At 66.0% G+C, this 24,076-nt stretch carries 21 protein-coding genes and 1 pseudogene; 14 read left to right on the top strand and 8 right to left on the bottom strand.

The window, feature by feature from the left end:
- Positions 1-29 precede the first annotated feature (29 nt).
- Positions 30-680, top strand: coding sequence for a vitamin K epoxide reductase family protein (locus tag ABIA33_RS27975; protein WP_370085409.1), 651 nt, complete (start codon positions 30-32; stop codon positions 678-680).
- Between the two features lie 145 nt (positions 681-825).
- Here the strand turns inward: ABIA33_RS27975 and ABIA33_RS27970 are convergent, their stop codons facing one another.
- Positions 826-1,194 carry a hypothetical protein gene (locus ABIA33_RS27970; protein ID WP_370085408.1) on the bottom strand — a complete coding sequence of 123 codons (369 nt, stop codon included), beginning with the start codon at positions 1,192-1,194 and terminating at the stop codon, positions 826-828.
- 409 nt (positions 1,195-1,603) lie between these two features.
- Between ABIA33_RS27970 and ABIA33_RS27965 the strand changes: the two genes are divergently transcribed.
- Together ABIA33_RS27965 and ABIA33_RS27960 are read left to right on the top strand one after the other, a co-directional pair.
- On the top strand, positions 1,604-2,473 hold the full coding sequence (locus tag ABIA33_RS27965; protein WP_370085406.1) for an isocitrate lyase/phosphoenolpyruvate mutase family protein: 870 nt from the start codon (positions 1,604-1,606) through the stop codon (positions 2,471-2,473).
- Positions 2,474-2,648: 175 nt separating this feature from the next.
- Positions 2,649-3,068, top strand: a complete 420-nt coding sequence (locus ABIA33_RS27960; protein ID WP_370085404.1) for a molybdopterin-binding protein — start codon at positions 2,649-2,651, stop codon at positions 3,066-3,068.
- Positions 3,069-3,119: 51 nt separating this feature from the next.
- On the opposite strand, the gene ABIA33_RS27955 is transcribed toward ABIA33_RS27960, so the two are convergent.
- Positions 3,120-3,563 (bottom strand): molybdopterin-dependent oxidoreductase, encoded by a 444-nt coding sequence (locus tag ABIA33_RS27955; RefSeq protein WP_370085402.1) that lies wholly within the window; start codon positions 3,561-3,563, stop codon positions 3,120-3,122.
- A gap of 338 nt (positions 3,564-3,901) precedes the next feature.
- Here ABIA33_RS27955 and ABIA33_RS27950 point away from each other — a divergent pair, with 338 nt between their 5' ends.
- Positions 3,902-5,563, top strand: a complete 1,662-nt coding sequence (locus tag ABIA33_RS27950) for a helix-turn-helix domain-containing protein (protein ID WP_370085401.1) — start codon at positions 3,902-3,904, stop codon at positions 5,561-5,563.
- 63 nt (positions 5,564-5,626) lie between these two features.
- On the opposite strand, the gene ABIA33_RS27945 is transcribed toward ABIA33_RS27950, so the two are convergent.
- Entirely contained in the window at positions 5,627-6,751 is a 1,125-nt protein-coding gene (locus ABIA33_RS27945; protein ID WP_370085400.1) for a hypothetical protein, read from the bottom strand.
- Between the two features lie 178 nt (positions 6,752-6,929).
- The gene (locus tag ABIA33_RS27940; RefSeq protein WP_370085399.1) at positions 6,930-7,553 is read right to left on the bottom strand and encodes a TetR/AcrR family transcriptional regulator; all 624 of its coding nucleotides are present in this window, start codon (positions 7,551-7,553) and stop codon (positions 6,930-6,932) included.
- An 84-nt stretch (positions 7,554-7,637) separates the two neighbouring features.
- Between ABIA33_RS27940 and ABIA33_RS27935 the strand changes: the two genes are divergently transcribed.
- The 3 genes from ABIA33_RS27935 (at position 7,638) to ABIA33_RS27925 (ending at position 11,683) form a co-directional block, all read left to right on the top strand.
- A complete protein-coding gene (locus ABIA33_RS27935) occupies positions 7,638-8,369 on the top strand; it encodes a class I SAM-dependent methyltransferase (protein WP_370085398.1) in 732 nt (243 codons plus the stop codon).
- A gap of 289 nt (positions 8,370-8,658) precedes the next feature.
- Positions 8,659-9,972 (top strand): glycosyltransferase 87 family protein, encoded by a 1,314-nt coding sequence (locus ABIA33_RS27930; RefSeq protein ID WP_370085397.1) that lies wholly within the window; start codon positions 8,659-8,661, stop codon positions 9,970-9,972.
- A gap of 313 nt (positions 9,973-10,285) precedes the next feature.
- The gene (locus ABIA33_RS27925) at positions 10,286-11,683 is read left to right on the top strand and encodes a glycosyltransferase 87 family protein (protein WP_370085395.1); all 1,398 of its coding nucleotides are present in this window, start codon (positions 10,286-10,288) and stop codon (positions 11,681-11,683) included.
- Between the two features lie 144 nt (positions 11,684-11,827).
- Here ABIA33_RS27925 and lepB read toward each other — a convergent pair whose 3' ends face one another.
- The 3 genes from lepB to ABIA33_RS27910 all read right to left on the bottom strand — a co-directional run bounded on the left by lepB (position 11,828) and on the right by ABIA33_RS27910 (position 14,914).
- Positions 11,828-12,484, bottom strand: a complete 657-nt coding sequence (gene lepB / locus ABIA33_RS27920) for a signal peptidase I (RefSeq protein WP_370085394.1) — start codon at positions 12,482-12,484, stop codon at positions 11,828-11,830.
- A 590-nt stretch (positions 12,485-13,074) separates the two neighbouring features.
- Positions 13,075-13,380 carry a hypothetical protein gene (locus tag ABIA33_RS27915; RefSeq protein WP_370085393.1) on the bottom strand — a complete coding sequence of 102 codons (306 nt, stop codon included), beginning with the start codon at positions 13,378-13,380 and terminating at the stop codon, positions 13,075-13,077.
- 142 nt (positions 13,381-13,522) lie between these two features.
- The gene (locus ABIA33_RS27910) at positions 13,523-14,914 is read right to left on the bottom strand and encodes a hypothetical protein (protein ID WP_370085392.1); all 1,392 of its coding nucleotides are present in this window, start codon (positions 14,912-14,914) and stop codon (positions 13,523-13,525) included.
- A 471-nt stretch (positions 14,915-15,385) separates the two neighbouring features.
- Here ABIA33_RS27910 and ABIA33_RS27905 point away from each other — a divergent pair, with 471 nt between their 5' ends.
- The 4 genes and pseudogenes from ABIA33_RS27905 to ABIA33_RS27890 all read left to right on the top strand — a co-directional run bounded on the left by ABIA33_RS27905 (position 15,386) and on the right by ABIA33_RS27890 (position 19,963).
- Positions 15,386-16,012, top strand: a complete 627-nt coding sequence (locus ABIA33_RS27905; RefSeq protein WP_370085391.1) for a hypothetical protein — start codon at positions 15,386-15,388, stop codon at positions 16,010-16,012.
- A 289-nt stretch (positions 16,013-16,301) separates the two neighbouring features.
- Positions 16,302-16,757, top strand: a pseudogene (locus tag ABIA33_RS27900) (transposase); the annotation flags it as partial.
- 80 nt (positions 16,758-16,837) lie between these two features.
- Complete coding sequence (locus ABIA33_RS27895) at positions 16,838-17,734, top strand: tyrosine-type recombinase/integrase (protein ID WP_370085390.1); 897 nt, start codon at positions 16,838-16,840, stop codon at positions 17,732-17,734.
- Positions 17,735-18,511: 777 nt separating this feature from the next.
- Positions 18,512-19,963 (top strand): P-loop ATPase, Sll1717 family, encoded by a 1,452-nt coding sequence (locus tag ABIA33_RS27890; protein WP_370085389.1) that lies wholly within the window; start codon positions 18,512-18,514, stop codon positions 19,961-19,963.
- Between the two features lie 186 nt (positions 19,964-20,149).
- Here ABIA33_RS27890 and ABIA33_RS27885 read toward each other — a convergent pair whose 3' ends face one another.
- Entirely contained in the window at positions 20,150-20,464 is a 315-nt protein-coding gene (locus tag ABIA33_RS27885) for a YrhB domain-containing protein (protein ID WP_370085388.1), read from the bottom strand.
- A gap of 938 nt (positions 20,465-21,402) precedes the next feature.
- Between ABIA33_RS27885 and ABIA33_RS27880 the strand changes: the two genes are divergently transcribed.
- From ABIA33_RS27880 to ABIA33_RS27870, 3 genes are read left to right on the top strand one after another with little or no spacing between them, the layout of a single operon-like run.
- Complete coding sequence (locus tag ABIA33_RS27880) at positions 21,403-22,149, top strand: hypothetical protein (RefSeq protein WP_370085387.1); 747 nt, start codon at positions 21,403-21,405, stop codon at positions 22,147-22,149.
- Positions 22,149-23,291: a DUF262 domain-containing protein gene (locus ABIA33_RS27875; RefSeq protein ID WP_370085386.1), complete on the top strand. Its 1,143-nt coding sequence runs from the start codon at positions 22,149-22,151 to the stop codon at positions 23,289-23,291. The genes ABIA33_RS27880 and ABIA33_RS27875 overlap by 1 nt, the downstream gene beginning before the upstream one ends.
- On the top strand, positions 23,288-23,986 hold the full coding sequence (locus ABIA33_RS27870; protein ID WP_370085385.1) for an MAE_28990/MAE_18760 family HEPN-like nuclease: 699 nt from the start codon (positions 23,288-23,290) through the stop codon (positions 23,984-23,986). The genes ABIA33_RS27875 and ABIA33_RS27870 overlap by 4 nt, the downstream gene beginning before the upstream one ends.
- Positions 23,987-24,076: the final 90 nt, after the last annotated feature.

Genomic DNA, 24,076 nt, shown 5'->3' with positions numbered 1-24,076 from the left:
GCCACCAGGAAATGAGCGGGCATCGAGAAATGAACCCCGACATGGCCCCCGAGGTCACCACCGCGCGTCCGCAGGGACCCGCCCGCACCGGCCCCGTCGACACCGGCCGAGCCTTCGCGCTACTGCTCCTGCTCGCCGGCGGGCTGGGCCTGGCCGCTTCGGTCACGCTCACCCTGGAGAAGATCCGCCTCCTGGAGAACCCGCACTACATCCCGAGCTGCAACATCAACCCGATCATCAGCTGCGGCTCGGTCATGCGCACCGCCCAGGCCTCCGCCTTCGGCTTCCCCAACTCGCTCATCGGCGTGGCCGGATTCGCCGTAGTGATGACCATCGGCGCGGGAGCCCTGGCCGGGGCACGCTACCGGCGCTGGTTCTGGCTCGGCCTGCAGGCCGGCACCCTGTTCGGGATCGTCTTCGTGCACTGGCTCATCACCCAGACGCTGTACCGGATCGGGGCGGTGTGCCCGTACTGCGTCGCCGTCTGGACCGCGATGATCCCGCTGTTCTGGTACACCACCCTGCACAACCTCAGGCACGGGGTGATCCCGACCCCGGACCGCTGGCGGCCCGGCATCGCCGCGGTCACCCGCTACCACTGGGTGGTTCCGGCCCTCTGGTACCTGGTGATCGCCCTCATGGTGCTCAACCGCTTCTGGTACTACTGGTCCACACTCTGACCCGCAAGCCCCCTACCAGCGGCTTCCCGCCGGTAGGGGGCTCCTTTCTCTGGGCGGCTGCTCGTCTTGCATCACCAGCTGCTCAGGCAAGTCTGGAGCAGTGCAGATGCCTCGCCGGAGCTTCCGGAGGCCGGAAATTACGCACTCACGGGGTCCCTGAGAGTTGTGGCCGGTCGGACCAGGGGCTTCCATCGCAGCCGGGGTCGCCCGTATTGGGCACACCTGCCTCGACGCTCCTTCCGGGGACGCCGAACGCCCGGTCGCCCCGGGGGACCTCCCTGGTGACATCGCCATCGCAGTGGGTTCCGGAGTAGACACGGACCGCGGACTGCGTGAAGTTGGCGACGTCGATGACGCCCGGCACGGGCACAGTGATGCACCCGTCCGGGTTCTCGAATCGGACGCCGTTGAGGAACAGGTTTCCTACGGACGCGGTGGCGGCGGAGGTCGGTAGAGCTAGTGCGAGGGTCGAGGCGAGGGCGAGCGCGCCAAGGACTGTCGTGATGCGATGCATGGGACTCCGTTCGGCGGTCCGAGTCAGGAGGGTGCGAGATAGGCTCACATGACTACGCATCGTATTTAACTGATTGCATATAGCGATGTAGCGGCGCGCCACCGAGGTCAACCCTGCACCGACACCGCACCTTCGCTGGGACCGGACACCTTCCGGCGCTGGAGAGTTCTCTCTGCGGGTGTTACGGCGGCTGACGTTCCGGGGCTGGACGCCCGGCGGAGCCGGTCGTCGGGCGGTCTCCGGAGGCGGTCCGGAGCCGTCGGCAGTTCTGGTACTGCTGGCAGACGCTGCTCTGACTCGCGATCGCTGACGCTCGGTCAGGGACGGTTCCCCGCAGCCGTCCCTGACCCACAGCACGCTGACCGATACCCGCTAGCGGGCACCCGTCCGGGCTGATCTGATGTGGCCTATGACCGAACCGCGAAACGAACAGCAGTACGAGCAGCGGAGCAAGGCCGCGCTCTTCCGCTCGCTGCACCGGCCCGGCTCCCCGCTGGCGCTGGCGAACGCCTGGGACGTCGTCAGCGCCCGCGTGGTCGAGGAGGCCGGGGCCCCGGCCGTCGCCACGACCAGCGCCGGGGTCGCCTGGGGCCTCGGCGCGGCCGACGGCGACGAGCTCGACCGTGACCAGGCCCTCGCCCTGATCGCCCGCGTGGCATCCGCCGTCCGCGTACCGGTGACGGCCGACATCGAGAGCGGCTTCGGCGCCGACGCGTCCGAGGTCGCCGCGACCGTCGTGGGCGTCGTCGCCGCCGGCGCGGTCGGCGTCAACATCGAGGACTCCCTCAGCAGCGGCAGCTCCCCGCTGCGCCCCGTCGCCGAGCAGGCCGAGCGGATCGCGGCAGCCAGGCGTGCGGCGGACCAGGCCGGGGTCGCGCTCTACGTCAACGCCCGGATCGACACCTACCTGGGCGCGGTGGGTGAGCCCGGCACCCGCCTGCAGGAGACCCTGGCCCGCGCCGAGGCCTACCTCGGCGCCGGAGCCGACGGCATCTTCGTGCCCGGCACCACCGACCCCGCCGTGGTGTCCGCACTCGTGGAAGGCATCCGCGCGCCGTTGAACATCCTGGTCGGCCCTGGCGGACCCTCGATCGGCGAGCTGTCGAAGCTCGGCGTGGCACGGGTCAGCCTCGGCTCCGCCGTCGCCGGAGCCGCCTACGACCTGGTCCGCCGGGCGGCCCGGGAACTGCTCACCACCGGCACCTACACGGAACTGACGCAGGCCATGAGCCACGCGGAGTTGAACGCTCTGATGCGCGGCGAAAGCCGCCGCACGTAGCAGCCGAACCGCAGCTGCGACACCGCGAGGGCCATCGCCCTCGCGCCTGCGAGCCGCCACGCCGACGCTCTGAACTGGGCTTTCTCAACCACTACAGTGGAGTTGGCCTGATCGCGACAGCCTCCTCCCATCTGATTCCGTCTCATTCCAACGACTGAACTCCGAGGAACCTCCCATGAGCCTGAGCATCCGAAATCAGCTTTCCGGCACCGTCACCTCGGTGTCGTTCGGGGAGGTCATGGCTGCCGTCAAGGTACGGCTGGCGTCCGGACAGGACCTCACCGCCGCAGTCACCATGGACGCGGTCAAGGACCTCGGCCTCAGCGCGGGCAGCGAGGTCCGTGCGCTGATGAAGTCCACCGAGGTGGCCCTCGCCACCGGCCCGGTCAGCGGGCTGAGCATCCGCAACCAGATCCCTGGCACGGTCGCCGAGGTGTCCACCGGCGGTGCCATGGCCAGGGTGAAGGTCCGCGTGGACGGCGGCGAGCTCACCGCCGCGGTGACCGCAGACGCCGTGACCGACCTGGGCCTGACGGCGGGTTCGCCGGTCGTGGCACTGATCAAGTCGACCGAGGTCTCGCTCGCCACGGTCTGATCCACGACCGTCCCTGCGCCCGGCTGAGCGGCTCACGCGTGTCGGGGCTGCTCAGCCGGGCAGGGACCCGACCCAGACGGCCTGGATCCCGCTGACGTAACGGGCACCGCAGGCGTCGTCGGGCACCACGAGCTGCGGCCCCGTCTCGTCCAGCGGCGTGCCGTCGATGCTCGTGGCCAGCAGGATCTGCTGCCCCCCGAACTCCGGGTCGATCTCCGCCCAGGAGAGCACCGCGCAGTGGCCGTCCGCGCCGGTGACGGTGAGCAGGTAGCGCAGCCGCGCCTTGCGCCGGGTGAAGTCGATGCGCGGACCGGCGGCGCGCAGCACGTCCCAGAGCATGGGTCCCTCGAAGCCGTGGCGCTGCGACCCGCTGGTCCTGCAGTCGAAGCTCACCTCGACCCGGCGCGCGGGCAGGTCACGCAGCTGTTCCACCGTCAGTTCCACCGGCTGGTCGAGCTGGCCGTGGAGCAGGACGGTGGCGGAGACGGTACTCATCCGAGGTCCCCTTCCGAGGCCGTGCCGTGCGGCTCTGAAGGGTCGTACCCGGGAAGCAGGCCCGTGAATCGCATCTGCTGGCGCATTGTGCCTACTCGGGTTGCATCTGAGATCCATCCGGACGCCTGCACCTCGCATCCGCCGCCGGATAGGCAATCGTCGGTACCACTGGTCTGCAGCACCATGCGCGAGCTGCTCGGCTGGAGGATCAACCAAGGATGATTGACCATTCCGGACTGGCATCTACCATGCGAATGCGCGCCATTTCCTCGCACTTGCCAGGCCCGTGGATCGACGCGGAGTGATGACGGCCGATCCAGGCACACCAGGAGTGGGAGATGATCGTCGGAGATCTGCTGCAGTTGGACGACCTGCACATCGGGCTGGCCTGGGGGCCGGACGAGTTGCTCGACCGCCGGGTCACCGGGGTCACCTCGACCGATCTGCAGGACCCGGCCCGCTACCTGCAGCCCGGGGAGCTGGTGCTCAGTGGCCTGGTCTGGTGGCAGCCGGACGACGCCGAGGCCGCCGTGCGCTTCGTGACCTCGCTGCGCAGCGCTCGGGTCGCCGCCCTGCTCGCCGGTGAGGGGACCCACGGTCCGGTCCAGCGAAGCCTGGTCGAGGCCTGCCGCACCCACCGGATCCCGCTGCTGAGCGTGCCGCCCGGGACCAGCTTTCGCGCGGTCACCGACCGGGTCTACTTGCGCCTGTGGGCCGGGCTGCGGGCGGGGGCCGGGGAGCAGGGCGTCGGCGGACTCCCGGAGGCGGCGCGGCGGGAGTTGCTGGAGCAGGTGCAGGGCGGGGCGGAGCCGGCTGACGTACTGCGGCGGGCGGTCGCGCAGTTGGGGATCCCGGACTGCTCGGTGGTCACGGCCGCGGGCCGGGTCGTCGCTCGCTCCACGCCGGCGGCTCCGCCGAAGGCGGGAGCGAAGCGGGGAGGTTCGCACCAGGGAGGCCCGGAGCAGGCCGGTCCGCACCAGTCCGGTGCGCCGCAAGGAGGTTCGCCGCACGGCGGTGCGGCACGGGGCGGTTCGGCACGGGGCGGTTCGGCACGGGGCGGTTCGGCGCGGGGCGGTTCGGCGCGGGGCGGTGAGCCGCACGGCGGTTCCGCGCGGGCGGTCGCGATCGGGCCGCCCGGTGAGTCCCCCTTCGACGCCTGGCTGCTGCAACCGCAGAGTCCGGCCTGCCACCCTGAGCTGCTGCGCGGCCTCGCCGATCTCCTCGCCCCACTCGCCGTCCAGGCCCACGCCGCGACCGCCGCCCGCCGGGCCGCCGCCGGACAGCTCTGCGAGCTGCTCGACGAGCAGGGCCCCGCCGATCTCGATGCGGCGCTCGCCCGCTGCGACCTGCCCCTACAGGAGCCGCTGACCACCGTGGCCGCACGGATCGACGCCACCGGCGGCGCGGCGCCGTCGGGTTGGGCCGTCGCCGCGCTGACCGAAGCACTGCACATGTTCGGCGCCCCCTTCGCCGCGGGCACGGACGGCAGGGGTCGCGCGTCGGCCGTGGCCGCCGCGCTGCGGCGTACCTGGCCGCTGCTGCAACGCCGGTTGAGCGACCGTCAGACCCTGGTCGCCGGGGTGAGCCCGTCGGCGCTGCCCGAAACGGCCGCGCTGCGTGCCTCGCTCGTGCACGCCCGCTACGCGCTCCGGGCTGCGACCGGCTCCGGTCCCGTCGGCAGCGGCGCCGAGCTGGACTCGCTGTCGGCGCTGCTGAGCGGCATCCCGGCCGAGGTCACCACGGCCTTCCAGCAGCGCCTGCTGGCCCCGCTCGCCGCGCACGACAGGGAGAACAGCGTCTCGCTGACAGGCACGCTCGCCGTGTTCCTGGACCACGACGGTTCCTGGGCGCGTACGGCCAAGGCCCTGCACATCCACGTGAACACGGTCCACTACCGGATCCGCCGGATCGAGGAACTCACCGGTCGCGACCTGAGCCGGCTGGCGGACCGGCTCGACCTGCGGGCGGCCCTGCTGTGCTCCGAGCGGCGCGACGCCTGACCCGGCGACACGACAGGGCCCGGACCGGGACGTCGATCCCGGTCCGGGCCCTGGTCGAGCTGCTCAGTGCAGCAGGTTCAGCTGGTTGGTGGCATCGTCCACGAAGTAGACGCCGTGCGAGTCCGGCCGTACGGCGAGGCCGAACAGGGCGCCGGCGCCGGGCGGGTTACCGGAACCGTCCAGCTGCACCACAGCCACCTGGTCTCCACGGGGCGTGGTCTCCACCAGGTTCCCGTCCGCCGCGTTCACGGTGAGGATGTCGCCGTTCGGCGCCACGGCCAGTCCCAGCGGGCTGTTGAGGGCGCAACCGCTGCTGACGGTTCTTCCGGTACCGGCCGAGTCGTCACGCCGGAGGGCGTTCGGGATGGCGGTGATCCGGTTGCCGACCGTGTCGGCGACGTACAGCGTCCCCTGCTTGCTGAGGCCGACGCCGGTCGGGCCGACCACCAGCGCCGCGGGGTCCGTGTGCTCGCCGAAGCCGGAACCGATGACCTCGGTGTCCAGCAGGCTCGGCGGGCGGTCGCCCTCGCCTCCGAGCAGGGTCAGTCGCAACACGGTGCCTCGGTTCACGGTCGCGCCGCCTGCGGCAACCGTCCCGTTCAGGACGTTGGTGACGAACAGTTGGCTGATGTCGCCTCGGCTCACGGCCGTCATGTCCCAGGGCCCGTTGATGCCGTGTCCGGAGATGGTCTCCCGGACGGTGCCGTGGCTGTCCAGCACCAGCAGGCAGCCGGCCTTCGCGGTCGCCGCCATGCCGTCCGTGGTGGGCAGGCTGCCGACCACGACCCAGCCGCCCGGCAGGATCGCGAGCGCGGTCGTGAGCCCGACACCACCCGGGCACTTGCCCGGCAGGTGCGCGGCGTCGATCTGGGCGAACTGGCTGACCGCGCCGCCCGGGCTGATCTCGACCAGGGTGGTGCCGGTGCCCTGCAGATTGCTCGAGTTGTTGAAGTTGCTGACCAGGACGTTGCCGCGGTGCAGCAGGCCGTGGCTGGCCGGAACCACCGCGACACCGTAGGGGTTCACGTCGCCGTTGGCGGGAACCGTGGACGCGATCGCGCTGATCGTGTGATCGGGTCCGACGAAAGGCTCGTTCGCGGCTGCGCCGCTCGCCTGGGCGGCCCCTGCGGCCACCCCCAGCATCAGGATCGCGGCCGCCGCAACGGCCGTGCGTACTCGTGCTCTCACGTGCCCCCTCCTCGGGAGTCGGGTATGCATCCCTCCCTACGCGACAGCGACGGGTCGGGTTCACCTGCGGGGTTGTGGCCCTCGGCAGTCCGTAATGTAACTTTTGCGACGTGCGGGTTGGCCCGTTTTCATGTGGTCCGTTCCGGTGAAGTGTGTTCTGTCGCCGCGCGCGAGCAACTCACGCCGGGGCGAGCAGGCCGACGGCCAGGGCCGCGACCGCGGCCTCCAGCCGGTCACGCTCGGCGGGGGCCATCGCCGCCACCCGCAGTGAGCGTGCGGAGATGAGCGAGACCAGCAGCCAGGCCACAGCGCCGGGGTCGACCTCGGACCGGACCTCTCCGACTGCCTGCCCCTGGCGCAGCAGCTCGGCCAGAGTGTCGGCGACGCTGCGCACCGCGGCCTGACCGGCCTGCGCGACAACGGGTTCCGCGGTGGCGGCGACCGAGTCGCCGAACAGGACGCCGATCGAGCCCTGCGCGTGCAGCTGGTCGAGATGCGCGGGCGAGGTGACCTGGACCACAAGGGCTGCGACGGGAGTGCCGGCCGCGACCGCGCCGGCGAGCTGCGCGCACATCTGCTCCGCCGCGCGCTCCACCACTGCGGCGAAGAGCGCCGCCTTCGAACCGAAGTTCTGGAAGACCACCGGCTCGCTGACGCCGACCCGGGCAGCGACCTCGGAGACCTTGCCGCGCTGGTAGCCGCGTTCGGCGAAGACCTCGGTCGCAGCGGTCAGGATCGAGGCGCGGCGGTCGGCCGCACTGAGCCGGGTGCGGCGCGGCTTGGCTGGTGCGGGCTTGGTCACCCGGTCATCGTAGACGGCCTTGCCAACAAAACTTAGTCATGACTAAGATGAGCGTTCTTAGTCACCACTAAGTTAGGGGCAGGCATGGAACTCGGACGCCTTCTGCACGGAAACCCGCAGCAGGACACCGGCGGCACCACCATCGACCAGGGACGGGGCTACGAACTCTTCGCGGCCCTCGCCTTCGGCGGTCGCCGCAACCGCGTCTTCACCCGGCTGGCGGAGCTCAGCGGCGCCAGCCCCGGAGACCGCGCTCTGGACCTGGGCTGCGGGACCGGATACCTCACCCGGCAGTTGGGCAGGGTCGTCTCGCCCGGCGGCACCGCCCTCGGTACCGACCCGTCCGCGCCGGTCATCGAACACGCCCGCAGGCTGGCAGACGGAATGATCGGCTGCGCCTTCGAGCGCGGGATCGCCGAACGGATCGAGGCCCCCGACGACTCCTTCGACGTCGTGGTCAGCAGCCTGATGATTCATCATCTGCCCGAGCCGGTACGTCCGCAGGCGCTGGCCGAGATGTACCGGGTACTGCGCCCCGGCGGCCGCCTGATGATCGCCGACTTCCGCCCGCCCAGCAGCCGGGTCGGCCGACACCTGGTCGGCGCCGCCACCGGTTCCGCCATGGAGCACAATCCGATCGACCAGCTGGAAGTCCTGGTCCGCGACACGGAGTTCGAGCAGATCCAGGTCGGCGACCTGCGTCCCTGGATCCGCTACGTCACCGCGGCCAGGCCGGCCCGCGACGTCAGCTCCGGGCCCGCGCCCGCGCCCGGGCCCGCGCCCGCGGCGAGGTCAGGAGGGACAACGACTTCCTGATCGACGCGGTTGTCGGTCAGATGTGGCATGGGCTCCTGTTCGGCCGCACCGTCCTCGACGGGAAACAGGCACGGGTCGTCGCCGACACGGTCGTGGCAGCCCCCCGACTCGACGGGGAATCGTTGACGCCCGCCGGATGATCCGGTCGTGCCGCTGCCATGACGGGCGACGGGATGCACGGGCCTGGTGCTCTCGGTCTTCGCCTGGCCGAGGGTGTTCTCGCAGAGGGCCGACTCCGACCCGGATGGCCTGCTCGTCGACACAGCACCGCCTGCAAGAATCCCCACCTATGGCGAATCACGAGTACGGAGTCGAAGGGCAGAGGGCCCCGCTTCGGGCCGGCCGCAGGCCGGCAGGCTTCTCCCGACGGAACCCCACGCTCGCAGCGGCCTTCCTGGGAGGCGTGTCCCTCCTCGGCTACGGACTGCTGCGGCACTTCCTGCTGCATCTCTCCATGGTCGACCTGGTCGTCTATCGCGCAGAGGGCCACGCCGTACTGGCGGATCAGGACCTCTACGCCATGAGGGTCCTGCCATGGCAGCTGTCGGCGACCTACCCGCCCTTCGCGGCCCTGGCGTTCACCGGCCTGGCCTGGATACCCGTCGCACCGGCACGCGCGCTCGTGACGCTCGGCAACGTCGGACTCCTGGGGCTGTTCGCGCTCCTCGCGTGCCGACTGGCGGGCTGGCCGGCCAGGCGCTTGCAACCTGCTGTCGCGATCCTGGCGGCATGCTTCGGGGTATGGCTGGAACCGGTCTGGACCACCCTGAACTACGGGCAGATCAACATCCTTCTCTCGGTGCTGGTGCTGTGGGACCTCACCCGCTCCGACAGCAGTCGCAGCAAGGGCATCGCCATCGGTATCGCCGCCGGGATCAAGCTGACCCCCGGCCTGTTCGCCCTCTACCTCCTGTTCACCGGACGAGTCCGGGCCGCCCTGGTCGCCGGGGCCGCCAGCCTCGGCACGGTCCTGCTCGGCTGGCTGGCGCTCCCGAACGACTCGATGAACTTCTGGACCAAGGACCTCTTCGATACCGGTCGCGTCGGCAAGACCTGGATCGTCGACAACCAGTCCCTGCGGGGCGCGCTCGCCAGGCTGTTCCACACCGCCGACCCCGGTGCCTGGGCGGTCGTCGCGACCGCGGCCGTCGGCGTCCTCGGACTCGCGGTGGCCACAGCCTGCGCCCGACGATCCTCGACGGCACCGCGAGCCGAAGCCTGGGGCGTGCTGTGCTGTGCGATCACCGGTCTGCTGGTCTCGCCGATCAGCTGGTCACATCACTGGGTGTGGTGCGTCCCAGTGATCATTCTGCTGGCGGCCGAAGCTTCAGCCGAGAACGACCGTGGCGGTCACCGCCGGATGGGGCGGCGCACGACGCTCGCCGTCACCGTGACTGCGTTCACCTGCCAGTGCCTGTGGGTGGTGCCGCAGTCGGGGGACGGAGCGCTCCACCTTCCGTACTGGGAGATGCCCTTCGCGGCGGTCTATCCGCTCGCGGGGCTTGCGTTCCTGGGTGTTGCCTGGGCCCGTGTTCTGCGCCGCCCCCGGCCGATCGAGGCCCGATCCGGGCTGCGTGAGCGCGTTCGGGGCGTAGTCGTGTAGGCGGTTGCCCTACCCCCGTCCGCCATCCCAGGAAGCGTCTATACGCTTCCGGGGTGACTCATCCGCTCGCGCCGACCTGTCCGGCCACCAATCGCAACACAGCCCTCCTGGGCGAGATGGCGATCCGGATCCGCTTCCGGGCTCGCGCCTCAGGTGTCGCGGCAATCCTGCGACCCGCCTCAGTCCCGACACCCACGGAAGCCACCGAGGCTCGATCCACTGAGCTCCCTGGCGGGGTGCACGCTCGTTGCGCCGGTCGGCGGTCGAAAGATCCGTTCAGCGCAAGACGACACTGCTGCCAAAGGACGAGTCCGTGATACGCACGGAGCCGGAGCCGCCCGAGACCCTCGACGTAGCCACCGCCAAAAACCTGCGGCGCATTCCCGCCCAGCGGTCACGGCCGCCGGCCGGGGACAGATTCCCCATCCGGACGCTCGCAACGCCGAGGATCGCGGTCACCCTTGCCGTCGTCGGCACGTTGCTGCTGGCCGTCGTCGGCCTGGCCTCGCCCAATGACCACACCCTTGACGCACGGCTGCCGCTGTCCCTGCTGCCCGCGCTGCCCGGCGCCGCGTCCACCTACCTCACCCTCACGGCGATCGTCCTGCAACTGCTTGGGCTGCTCGGCATGCTCGCCGCCAACCGCGCAGGCTGGCGCCCGTCGCGGCGCCAACTGCTCACGGCCGGCACCGCTGCCGTGCTCACCCTCGCCTGCCTGACCCCGATAGGCTCATCGGACACGGCCAGTTACGCCGCATACGGGCGAATAGCCGCGCTGGGCGGCGATCCTTACTCCTCCACCCCTGGACTGTTGGGCGGCCCGTACGCGCAACTCGTCAGCAGCAGCTGGCTCCACACCCCGTCGGTGTACGGACCGATCGCCACCTGGATCCAGGAGGGTGCGGCCATGATCGGCGGCAGCCATCCATGGCTGACCATATGGCTGCTGATGGTCGCGAACGCCGTCGTCTTCATCGCGGTCGGCTGGCTGCTGATGCGCCAGGCAGAGGACGAGATTCGCGCGGGACTGCTGTGGATGGCCAATCCGCTCCTGATCGGCCAACTGGTCGGCGGCGGGCACTTGGACACCTATGTCGCCGCCCTGGCCCTCTGCGCCGTACTTTCTGTCAGACGGGGCACGCTGCTGCACCACGACCTCCTCGCCGGTGCCGCTGTGGGCCTGGCCGCAGGAGTCAAGGTCAGCGCAGCTCTGATCGGCGTCGGACTGATCTGGCCGCTCGTCCGCCAGCGTGCCTGGGTCCGCGCGCTGCGCATCACCGTCGTCAGTGTGGTCACCGTGGTCGCCCTGTACTTCACGTACGGGCTGCACGCTCTGGCACCCCTCTCCACGGCCTCGGACCTCGTCTCGGTTCCCTCGGTGTGGCAGGTAGTACAGCACTTCGGACGGTTGACGATCGGGCAGGCGTCCACTGCCTTCGCCATCAGCGCCATCTGGCCCGTGCTCCTGCTGCTGGTGGCCGCCCTGGCTCTGCGCCGGATCCCCGGTAAGCCCCCAGGCGTGGTCGCCGTGCCCTTCGCCCTGATCTTCGCCTGGATCGTGGTGGCTCCCTGGTGCATGCCCTGGTACACAGCCGCCGCCTGGCCCCTGGCGGCGCTGCTGCCGCGCAGCCCACTGACGCGCTGGCTCGCCCTGATCACCGCAGCCCTTGCCCTGGTCCACAACACCGGCGGTCATGGCTGGGTTTGGTAAGTGTCCCGAGACGCTCGCCCACCCATCGCGAGCTGCGGATCGACACCCTGTGTGGTCGACGCGTGCAACCGACTACGTACCGCTTGAGCGCACTCGTGCCCGAAAGGCCGACCGAGTGCCCGAGCCGATCGGACCCTCCGCCTTTCAGGCGTGTCCAATCGGGCGTGGTTGATCCTCGGAAGGGCCGGACAGGCTCCGGGCCGCAGACTTGGCCGCCCGGGAACGCCGAGCGGCGATGACCAGGGCGATGGGCAGAGCTATCAGCCCGATCAGCAGGAGCAGCAGGCCGATGGCGGTCAGTAGGGACGAGACCAGCAGGGTCGTGGATGCCCCGCCCTGGAACCCGCTCCTTGATGTCCACACGACGCGTGAGAGCACAGCGGAGGCGGGGAGGCTGCCCTGAGCCTGGCTCAGGAACATCCGAGAGTCGATGGAATCCGCACGGTTGTCGCCCAGGAGGAACACGCGACCCGCAGGGACAGTGACCGCAAAGTCCGGCATGCCGCCGTCCGCCGAGGGCGCGTACGGCTCGTCGAGTGGTTTCCCGTCGACGGTCACGTGTCCAGAGGCGCAGCACGTGATCCGGTCACCGCCGGTGCCGATCACCCTTTTGAGGACCGGTCCGCGGACACCCCACCCCATGGGATCAGCCAGTACCACGTCGCCGTGCCGAAGCGTGGCCGGGACGACGGTCTCCCCGACCACCAGATCACCCGGCACGAAGGTCGGAGACATGGCGGCACTGCTCACGCGGTACGCGTGGACGCCGGCGTGAAGCGTGACACCTCCGGCCACGATCATCACGATCCCCAAGCACGTCACAGCCAGGGCCAGTCGTAGCGGCCTACGCCGCCCTCTTCGTGGCTGGTTCGGACCCTCGGCCGTCATGCTGATCCCCCGTTCCTCCCCCGCACACCCTGGCGGCGCGCCACATCCTACGGAGTCACCTGGACGTCGGCCCTACCCGGCTGGACCCCAGGCAGTCGGTGACCGTGTTGCTGGAGTACCCCCGCATCCGTGGCACCGGCCGACGTTCTCCCCGAGCATGGCGAAAGCCTCTCGCCACAGCAGAGTTGAGGAATGTCAGGCCTCATGATCTTCGGCGAGCCCAACCGCCTACCCGTCGCGGCGGGGCCGGCTGCTTGCGCAGTCCCCATAATTGACGTCCTGGACTGAGCGTGCGCAAGGAGTCGCCGGCCTCGTCCACCCCGCCCCAGTCCTGAGCACGAGCAGCGACGTCAGCGGCCCTCCTCGGTACCCGTATCGGGACCCGTATCGGGACCCGTATCGGGACCCGCACGGTCCGTCTGCCGTTCGACTGGCGGACCGTGCGGGTCTGGTCGCATCGAGGATGCCGAGTCGTCAGTTGATGTAGTAGCCCACGACATCGGCTACGAGGTCGACATGTCCCCCTCCATGGGAGAACGCGACTCCGTCGTTGAGCAATCGCACCACCGCCTGATTGGAGATGGACCGGCCGAGAAGTCGAGAGTGGAGGTGTTCGGGTCGGACGGGCCGTACGGGAACACGGCGACATAACCACCCGTCGCCGTGTTCGTCGCCGTGACGTTGAGCGTGAGCGCGGTGGCTCCGAACGGAGGCACTCCGTCGTACCAGTCCTCAAGTCCGGTCAGGGCGATGCTCTGGCCGGACGAAAGGCCGCCGTCATGCCAGCCGAGCGAGGTGCGCGTGTCCATCACCCGGTTGGGGGTGACAGCCCTTCCACGCGACCGAAAGCCGTCCTGATCCTCGTGGACGCCTCGACCCGCCGCCCCAGGCGGGACGGCGGGTCGAGGCGTCCGACGCGTCGGAGCGGCGGTGGGCTACCCGGCGGTGGGGCTAGTTGACGGTGAAGTAGTAGTCGTAGGCGGCCAGTTGGATGCCGCTCTCGGTGGTTGCGTAGACGTTCAGGTCGTACCAGCCGCCCTGGCTCGGGGTCCAGGAGATGTGGGCGCTGCCCTGCCCCTTGGCCTTGACCGTGCCGGTCGTACCGTCGCTGAAGGTGTACGTGTAGCTCGCCACGCCCTTGAACTTCGGTGCGAAGGTGAACGTGCCGGGCACTCCGACGCCGCCGCTAGTGCCGTTCTCGGCGTAGACGTCCGAGGAGACCGTGGGAGTGGTGTCGGCCTCGCCGCCGGTCCACCAGTTGGCCTGGGTGACCCAGCCGTCTGCGCTCGTGGAGGACACCTGCAGGGTGTCCCCGTATATGCCGTCCAGCGTGATCTTCAACTTGGCGGTGCCCTGGGCGGACGCCTTCACCGTGGTGGTCGTCTGATTCTGCCCCAGGTGCACGACGGTGTAGCTGACCACCGGGCTGACTGCCTCGACCCCCGGGTCAGGGGTGAACTCGAAGGTGGTGGGCTTGCCGAACTCCTTCGGGTGGGACAACTGGGTCACCGTCGGGCCGTCGAACTTCACCTGGATGTAGAACCGCGTCGTCGGGGACTCGTTGAACGCGCGGTCCAGGCTGGCCACGGTCAGGACCAGGAACCCGCTGGCCTGCGGAGGCACTAGGCTCACCGTGGTCGAGCCGCCCAGTGCGTCCGCACGAGCGAAGTACTTCGGGTCGCTGTAGGGGTCCTGGAACTGGGGGATCCCGTGCTCCCCGATGGACGCGACCCCCGCGACGGGGAGGCTGCCGACCCAGGAGTACACAAAGCCGCGGACGTCGCTCGTGCCGTTCGCGTCCAGGGTGATCTTTATCGGCGCGCCGCCCTGGTTCGACTGCCCCGAAGGGTAGTTGACGGAGGAAACGGTGGGAGCAGCGGCGGGCGCGGTGTCGTCATCAGCCACGTAGCACGGCGCCGACCAGGCCGAGGCGGCGCCGCTCGCGTCCACGGTCCGCGCCTGCCAGGCGTAGGACTGGCCGTCCGTCAGGAAGCCGCCGCCCAGGTTCGCCGAGGACTCGTTTCCGGCCAGGGCGTACTGGTTCGAGGCGGTGGCGATCTTCGTCGGGTCGGAGAGCGGCCAGATCTGGTACTGCACGGACAACTCCGTCACGCTGCTGTCGCTGTCACCGGGGATGCCCTCGACGACCAGGCCGCCGCGTCCGGCCACGTACAGGGGCGCGCTCGCATCGGTCGAGCACGCCTGGTCGGCGTTGAACAGTTCGGTCGGCGTCGTCGGTGTCCCGGTGGCTGCGCTCGCCGGCGTAGCCAGCAGCAGCGCCAAGCTGATGGCCGCGATCGATGCAAAAGCGACACGGGTCCGTGCGCCCAGCGATGTCTTCACGTTTTCCCTCCCATAGGCCCGCGCACAGCGCCCGGCAACGGCACCGCCTGCGCGGGCACGAACGTGCGGAACGCTAGCGCACACGTACGACAAGCCCCCTGGATTTATCGCGCCCCGGAGCCCGGGCCACCACGGTCGCCCCCTGGCGTGCAACGAGGTTCACCCACCGGACGATCCGCGCTTCGGCGAGCCGCTGTGCCCGGGGATCGTGTAGAAGAGTCCGCTACCGGATCAGGGCCGACCTGGCGATCCGCTGACCTACCGCTGACCGCCGGCCAAACCGTGAATTCCCGTATCCCCGCTACGTCCCTTCGGAACGGGCACGCGGCGGGCAGGTGGCCCCTTCGATGCGCACTACCAGCAGCTCGGCCGCCGATATGCATGAGCGCCGCTGGCTGCCTCGCACGGCCCCGGAACGGCCCGGGTGGGGCGTCGTGAGGGCGCCGAATGGGCAACGCTAGCCTTTCGATCATGGCTTTGCGACCTGATGAGTTCTACGACCATGCCCGTGCGGCTGCGGATGGTGAGCTGCGGCTTCCGTTGGCGCGGATGACCGGCTGGAACATCAGCCCATTCGAGCAGGACGGGCTGCGCGTCGCGCCGCTGCGTCCTCCGGTGCTGCCTGAGCCGGCGCGGCACGGCGAGGACCCCACGGACTGCGACATGTGCCGTAAGCGGGACGAGGGAATCTGGTTCAACGAGCGCTGGCGACTGGCCCGGATCGGCGGCGTCGGTGTGCCGCTGGTCCTGATGCTGTTCTCGCGCGAGCACTACGACATGGCGGATCTGTCCGACGATATGGCGGCGGAACTGGGCGTGCTCACCACACACCTCGTCCGCCACGTGCAGGCGCTGCCGCACATCTCCCGGGCCCACGTCTATCGGATCGGGGACGGAGCGGCGCACCTGCACATCTGGTTCTTCGCCCGGCCCGAGGGGCAGACCCAGCTGTTCGGGTCGTGGCTGCCCGTCTGGGACGACCTGCTGCCGGAGTACCCGGCAGCCATAGCCGATGCAGACGCGGCGGCCGTCGCTGACGCATTGGTCGCCTCGTATGGAGGCCGTCGCTCGGACATCGACGAACAGACGCACGTCTGACCCTTCACGATCTCGAAGTCCACGGTCTTGAAATCAGCCGGCTATGCCTGCGTTGGTTCGAACCCAACAGTGACACCCCGGATCGCTGGCCTGGGGCGGAACCGTCGATCACCTCCCTGAGCTGCGGGGGAGCGGTCGGCGGTTGTCGTTGCTGGGCGACGTTGGTCTACCTCGCAGGGCCCAGGGACGGCCCGGCCACGCGAGTGCTCCGCCCCGGTTGTCTAATCGGTGAGCCAGCCATCGACGATCGAGTCGGGCTCTGTCCAAGTTGGTGGTTCGAAATATTCAGATGGCGCCCGACCGGCGCGTGCCATCCCCCGTGTATCGAACCGGAAGGACGGCACCAACCAGCATGGCAGACAACCCTTCGGTGATCGGCGGCGTCGACACCCACACCTACTTCCACCAGGCCGCTGTCATCGACTCCCTCGGCCGGCACCTGGCCTGCGCATCGTTTTCCACCGACCCTGACGGCTACCAAAGCCTGCTGGCCTGGCTGCGCTCGCACGGCGAAGTCCTCGCCGTCGGCGTGGAGGGAACCGGCGCCTACGGATCCGCCCTCACCCGGTACCTGCGCACACACCAGGTCCAGGTGGTCGAGGTCGACCGGCCCGACCGCCGAGCCCGCCGGAGCAAGGGCAAGTCCGACCCGGTCGACGCCTACGCCGCCGCAACATCGGTGCTCGCCGGCACTGCCGCCGGCACCCCGAAAACACGCGACGGCATCGTGGAGGCCATCCAGGCCCTGCGCGTGGCACGCCGGTCGGCCGTCAAGTCCCGCACACAGACGATCAACCAGATGAAGCTGAGGTCTTCCTGTCCCTCATGGAGGCTGATCTCCGGCGCAGTGACTGGCGCGACCCGGACGCGGGGTCGGTCAACTTCCTGGAGTACGCCGAATCCTGGATCAAGGAACGTGACCTGCGGCCGACCACGTTGGAGCTGTACCGCCGACTGCTCCGGCTCCACCTCGCCCCGACCTTCGGGGCCCTGGACCTGGACCAGATCACCGCACCCCGCATCCGGACCTGGCGTACGGAGCCGCTGGAGGCAGACAAGCGGATCACCGCCGCCAAGGCGTACCGGCTGCTGCGGTCGATCCTGGCCACCGCCACCGATGACGACCTGATCCGCCGGAACCCCTGCCGAATCAAGGGTGCGGGCAAGGAGCCCTCCCCGGAGCGCAGCACGGCGACGATCGAGCAGGTCTATGAGCTCGCGGCCCTGGTCGGTGAGCGTTGGCGCGCCATGGTCTTGCTCGCTGCGTTCACCACCCTGCGGCCTGAGGAACTGGCGGAGCTGCGCCGTCAGGACATCAACCTCGGCGCAGCGACTGTCCGGGTCCGTCTCGCCGCGCCGGAGTTGACCACGGGCCGCCGGGTCGTCGGCGACACCAAGTCGGATGCGGGCAAGCGGCTGGTGACCATCCCGGCCGTGATCCTCCCCGAGGTGAAGCACCACCTCGACACCTTCGCGGAGAAAGGCGCGAATGGCTTGGTCTTCGTCGGCCCGGAGGGAGGAGCGTTCCGGCGGTCGTCCTTCGGTCGGATCTGGCGCAAGGCGCGCGACACGGCCGGCCTTCCCGGCTTCCGCTTCTACGATCTCCGCCACACGGGCAACACCCTGGCGGCTGCGACCGGAGCCAGTCTCAAGGAGCTGATGGCCCGCATGGGTCACGGCTCGGTCCGCACCGCGATGATCTACCAGCAACGCGACCTCTGAGCGGGACAGGAAGATCGCGGACGGCATGGACGCAGAGATCAAGAGCAGGCGTGGCCGGGGCACGGACGAGGGGTCCGCCGAACCATGATCGCAACGAAGGGCACGTAGGGGGCACGGCCCCTGATTCGGGCTCGAACAGCAAAGAGGCCCAGACTGGGGATCATGTCCCTGGCCTGGGCCTTAGCACTGGAGCGGGTGACGAGAATCGAACTCGCGCTCTGAGCTTGGGAAGACTCTTCAGCGCCTGTTGCCTGAGCTGCCGTGCCCTTGATCTGCGATTTTCCCACCGCCTGACCGTGACTGACTCTCTCTGACCGCGCGGCACCGTCAGCACGGGCACGCATCGGGCACGTGGCCTCAATGGGCCGCCGAAGTGTGCCACTGCGATGCCGGATCGGCGCGCACCGTACACCCCCGGGCCCGGTAGGTCCGCGCGGATGGTAGGCCGTGGTGTTGCTCGACGGGTTAAGTTGTGGGGTATACGGGGGCCAGGTGGTAGGCGGTGATCCAGTCATGGGTGTCGATGAAGGCGCGCATGTGGGCATCGCGGGTTGAGGTTGTCCCACACGAGCACCAGGGGTCGGCCCAGTTGCTGATGGGCGTCGACGAGCAGGACTCCAGCTTGCGGCAGATAACAGACATCCGTCGCGTACTCTGGCATGCTGCTCCCATGGTCGGCCGGCGCGGACCCCGGTCAGTGCCAATTCGCTGCAGAATGCCACAGTTTGGGGTTGCATCGTGAGTAGCTCACCCAAGTTCTCCGAACTCTACTTTGGCATGGCCGACAGCAAGAATGAAGCACGCGACAATCCCGAAGCTTTCATTAAGAGCTTCGTCGACCATCAGAGGATCGTCGAAGACTTGAAGACTCGCAGGAGGTTTCTCGTCCTGGGTCCCAAGGGTGCTGGTAAGTCAGCTGTAGCATGGTATATGGACTTGAGTAAATCGGCCACAGAGCTAGTGAGCACTCGGGATATCAGCGAGCTGCCTATCGCTGATATCGAGCGCATGAAGACCGGTGACAGTGCGGGCGTGGGCCGAACGGTCACGGCCTGGAAACTGATCATTCTATGTGCACTGCTCGACTTGATACTGAGCGACAAATCGAGCCCACTTCATCAGATCTCTGAACTGCAACGAGTGGAAAAGGAGCTGAGGAGAGAGGGGTTCATGGACCCCACTCCGATCAAGGCAGTTCTGGCAACCACCAAGAACACGTACAAGGTGCCCATTCCGCAGTTTGGGGAGATCTTTTCACGAGAGAAGACAAGCTCGGTACACCTAGCCAATATCGTTCCATTTGTCGAGAAATGGGTTTGCGGGAGCCGCAACAACAGCCACACGCTGATCCTGGATGGCATTGACTCGATCTACCTCAATGACCCACAGTACTTTACTTCTATCTCGGCATTGGTACAGGCTGTTTACTCGATCAACCAGAGCTTGCGCGCTTCGCAGTCGAGTGCACACGTGGTTCTCCTGATCAGAAATGACTTGTTCTCCCGGCTGACTCTGGCCGACGCTGGCAAGATGCGGGAAGACTTCGGTGCAGACCTGGACTGGAGAATCCTGTCTGGGCAGCCTCGGCAGGCGCCGCTTTTCAAGCTGGCAAGCAAGAAAGGCGGCTCGCTCCTTGAGGATCCACCCGCCGATATTGTCGACGCCTACTTCCCTGCAGACGTCCAGCTTGGTGGGCGACACGGAGGAGCTCCTCAGTGGGTGCAAATCCACCAGTATCTTCTAAATCTAACGCGACACACCCCGCGCGACTTGCTGAGGCTGTTTGAACATATTCGCAAGGTCGCCGAAGCCGGAAATCTCCCAATGGCCCAACATGGAAAACTCACCCAGGAGATTATCCGCGAGGGCGTATTGCAGTATTCGTCTAAGTACTTCGTTGATGCAATCCATAACGAGCTCGTTGGAAGGGATGGCGATGATCAAGAACTAGTTCGGGAAGGCATGGTTACTTTGCGTCATCTTCCCAAGAGTACCTTCACTCTCGAGGAATTTAGCGCCGAGTGCTTCGGAGGTTCGACTCCAGAGAACAAAAAGAAGGCGGAGAAGATTCTCACCTGGTTCTTCTTTGCTGGAGCTCTAGGTAATCTTCGACCTGGCCAAGAAACCTATATGCAGTTTTATCACAGGCGAGAAGGTACAGACGTATTTCTCAAAGGGCAACTTGTACTGCACAATGCCCTCGTCCACGCATGGAATATTCCCAGATAGAATCTGGGTGTACCCGGCAGTGCACTGCAGGTTCTTATCAGAAGTCGAAGGAAGTGATTCGCCGGTTCTCTGACCTGCGGACCAACGTCGATCACTCCCCTGAACTGCGGAGGAGCGGTCGGCGGTTGTCGTCGTTGGTCACCTTTGGCCAGCCTCGCACGGCACCTAGACGGCCCAGAGGTTCTCTCAGCGGTCCTTCTGGATGGTCTCCGCGTCGTAGCGGCTCTGGAAGCGGGCCATGTCCTCTTCGGGGCGGGCGGACCCAAGAGCGTGAACACTGCCGTCACGGCGGTCGATGAGCACCGGTCCATGGCCCATCCACGCGTCGTTGATGTCTCTCGTCTTTACCCAGGTCGATGACTGGTAGAAGAACACCCATCCAAAACGGTGCTCATCGAACCTAGTGATCTCCCCAGTGATGCCCTCGAATTGGGGCTGGGCGTTGACCTCCTCGGCCAAGAAGATGTTCGCTATCTCGCGCGCGCGTTCTGCCGTGATCACGGCGGTAGAATATCGTGCGCTCAGCTTTGCGACTCCGCAGGAACCACGACGGTCCCCGTCGTCTGGAGGACGCCCCAGTCGCTGCCCAGGCATGTGAAGATCATCTACGAGCGTGACGAGCGGGTAGCTCCGAGGCGGCAGGTCGATCAGAGTCGCACACACTACCGAGCCCTACTCCTCACCACCAGAAGGGTCCTCGCCCCGCGCGTTACAAGCTGGCTCCGCCAGCACACACAGCGGCGACGTGAGCTGCCTCAGCCCAGCCTCGTGGATTCACCTCAACGACAGGGCTGAGGATATCTATTGACGACAGCTGCACAGGTGATAACTTTTACCATCCAACGATGCGATAGGGTAGAGGCGACGATAGTCTAGCTCGCGAGAGAAGGAAAGTGGACAAGTCAGCCAGCAGCAGCCTAGGCGGCAACTACGCTCAGGAAGCGCTTCATGCGTCACTCGAATTTAGTCGGCCCGGACCAATGGTTCACGGTGCATTGTCACCCAAGAGGCCGGCTACCGAGACCGCAGGAATGGCGGATGCTTTCCCTTACTACGCCGGCTTCTCATTCGAATGGGCATGCAGTCGGATTAGCGGATCGCAGGAATCTGGGCTCCTGACCATCTTGGATCCATGGAACGGCAGTGGGACAACCACCCTGGCTGCAAACTCGCGAGGGCACAAGGCCCTGGGGATTGACAGAAATCCCATTGCTAATGTTGTAGCGAGCTTTCGATGCACAGCTTCTTCGAGCGTAGTTCTTTGCAAGACGCCGGGCCGCGGGGCTACGCCAAAAAGGCTAGACAGTACTGATCCTCTCTTCCACTGGTTCGATCAGGAAACCGTTTCGAGGTTCCGCGACTGGACACGGAAGCTTGCGGGTTGCACTCCGGCCACTCGAGCACTTGGAATCGTCGCCCTGTTCAGGGTAGCTCGTCTTATGACCAAGTCATTTGAGGGAACTAACCCAACTTGGGTGAAGAAAGCTAGTAGCGAAGAGGAACGGATTCACATTCCCTCCGTACAGCTAGATCAGGCGATTGCCACTGAACAGGAGTTCCTGTTCAAGAGGGCACAGTCCTCACCGAGAACGGATGCGCCAATTGCCCTAATCACAGCCGACTCCGGTCACTTGCCAATAGCGGATCGAACTGTTGATGTAGTATTGACGTCACCCCCGTATCTCACGCGGATTGACTACGCTGTAGCGTATTCTAGGGAATTGGCCATTCTGGGCCTCGACATCTTTAATGATAAGAAGATTCGGTACGCCCTCATGGGAACTACTCTCACGCGAAATGAATTTTTCAACCGCGAGACTTTGGGTTCGGTGGCGTCAGCGCTTCTCGGTAAGATTGAAGCCCACGACAGTAAAGCTTCTACGGGCTACTACTTGAAGCAAGCGCGACAATACCTTACAGATCTGACTTGCAGTCTCGATGAGATCACGAGAGTTTCCAAATTCAACGGACTCATGCATCTCGTGGTCCAGGACTCCTACTACAAGGATGTGCCTGTAGCGCTAGCAGACATTTGCATTGATGAGTCACAGCGGCGGGGTTGGGTTCTGGAGGAACGCGAGAATTTCCCAGTCCGCCGTCTTTTGACTTCTCTGAACAAATCAGCGCGTGCATATACCAAGGGCGAAGTAGCGGAAACCGTGGTCACTCTCAGGAGGAAAAGCTAGTGGACGAGGTAGTATCAGCAAGCCCCGACCAGCTTATCCGAGCCGTAGACATGAAGATTTCTGCGGTGCGAACCCAAAGCTTGGACTTCTCATTCAACGAGTTGGCCAATATGCATGCCGAGGGCGAGCTGATAATCGATCCTGAATTCCAGCGAATGTTTCGCTGGACCGAAGGAGCCCAAGCGCGATTCATCGAGTCCCTACTCCTAGAGCTGCCTGTTCCGCCAATCTTCCTCATCGAGAGAGATGACCGCATTTATGAGTTGATCGATGGGTTGCAACGCATCTCGTCTTTCCTGCATTTTCGGGGTCAGCTAGTCATCGACGATAAGAAGCTTGAGCCCCTAATTCTTTCCGACTGTGACATCGTCAAAGAGCTGAATGGAAAATCTATTAAGGATCTTCCTCGCGCCCTTGATATCAAGCTGAAGAGAAGCTACATCCGCGCCGAAATCTTGCGCAAGGAAAGTGACCCACGACTCCGCTATTACATGTTCAAGCGTCTCAACACTGGCGGGGAACGACTGGCAGAGCAGGAAGTCAGGAACGCAACGATTCGGCTTCTCTCCAATGACTTCAACCAATTCATTGTGAGCCTTAGCCGGAATACGGACTTCTCCGCTTCAATTGACGCAATTACTGAAAACGCAGTAAGGCGCAAGTTCGACCAGGAGCTCGTACTGCGGTTCTTTTCCTTCAAGAATGCCGGGGAGCTATACAGGCACGATATTGCAGATTTTCTGACAGACTACATGGAAGCCGTCTCGGATCCCACGGCACCAACAGAGTTTGATTATGAGGAAGAACGGAAGATCTTCGAGAAAACATTCCGTGTCATTAAGAGGATTTCTGACATCCTCGATTACGGCTCCAGGATCTTCGGCACCATAGCGCCGTCGGGCCAGCCGAAGAGTCAGTTCTCTGTCTATCACTATGAAGGTATCGCTCTCGGTATCCAACGCGTGATTGACAGGGTTAATATCGACGATGATGTCCAGATGCAAGCCTTGGCAGACGTCGTAAAATCTGGAAAGGTCGACCAGAAGTTCCTGAAAGCGACAGGCGGAGGGAAGAACGAGCGCAACGCGCTAAAAGCTCGCGTTGGATACTTCGAAGACCGGTTTGACGGAGCGCTGGCTTGAACATCGTTGAGCTGCGAGCCGAGCTTGAAAATGATTTGAGCTGGCGGCTCGACGAACTTCGCCATTTGCGAAACACGCTGCTGGCAGGGGACTCTGCTGATCAGTGGTCCGCCACGGCAATGCGAACAATTCTTGTTATGCAGTACGCGCACCTTGAAGGCTTTACGCGGAACGCATTTTCGGTGTATGTCAATGCTATCAATGAGAAGTCGCTCAAGGCTAATGAGCTACAACCACAGTTGATGGCCTCGGCCTTAACGGCCGAGTTCGAAGCCATGCGAAAGAATGTGAGTACTGACGAAGAAAAGGAGGAAGATGGGCGCCTAACTCGTCGAGCAAAGAATCAAGTCATCTTCGTTCAAAAGTTGCAAGAGGTTTCAAGCGCCCCTGTTGAGATCGTTGCAGAAATTGCAGCCTCGATGGAAATGAACTTGGGACGTGATGTTCTGAGGCGCTGCCTTTACATGCTGGCCATTCCTAGTAGCCAGGTCAGCGGCCAGCAATTCAACGCCATAGAGTTTGTCAAAAACGCCAGAAACGACATTGCTCACGGGAGCCGCCGGGAGAGCATCTCACCCCGAATGTTTGAATCCCATAGGGCGAAATGTGAGCAGTTCATGAATGACTTGATACGACTAGTAACATCAGCAGTTTCCAACGAGTGGTTTAAACTGGGAGCAGTCGTAGTCGACTAGCTACTTGCCCCTGAAGAAGTCCGGGGCTTTGGTGGGAGTGACCTGGTCGGAGGGCTGGTGTGGGCTTCTGGTTGCCGCCACAGTGTGAAG

Source organism: Streptacidiphilus sp. MAP12-16 (genome assembly GCF_041262165.1).
Lineage (GTDB): Bacteria > Actinomycetota > Actinomycetes > Streptomycetales > Streptomycetaceae > Streptacidiphilus.
This window is presented reverse-complemented; position numbering and strand designations above follow the sequence as displayed.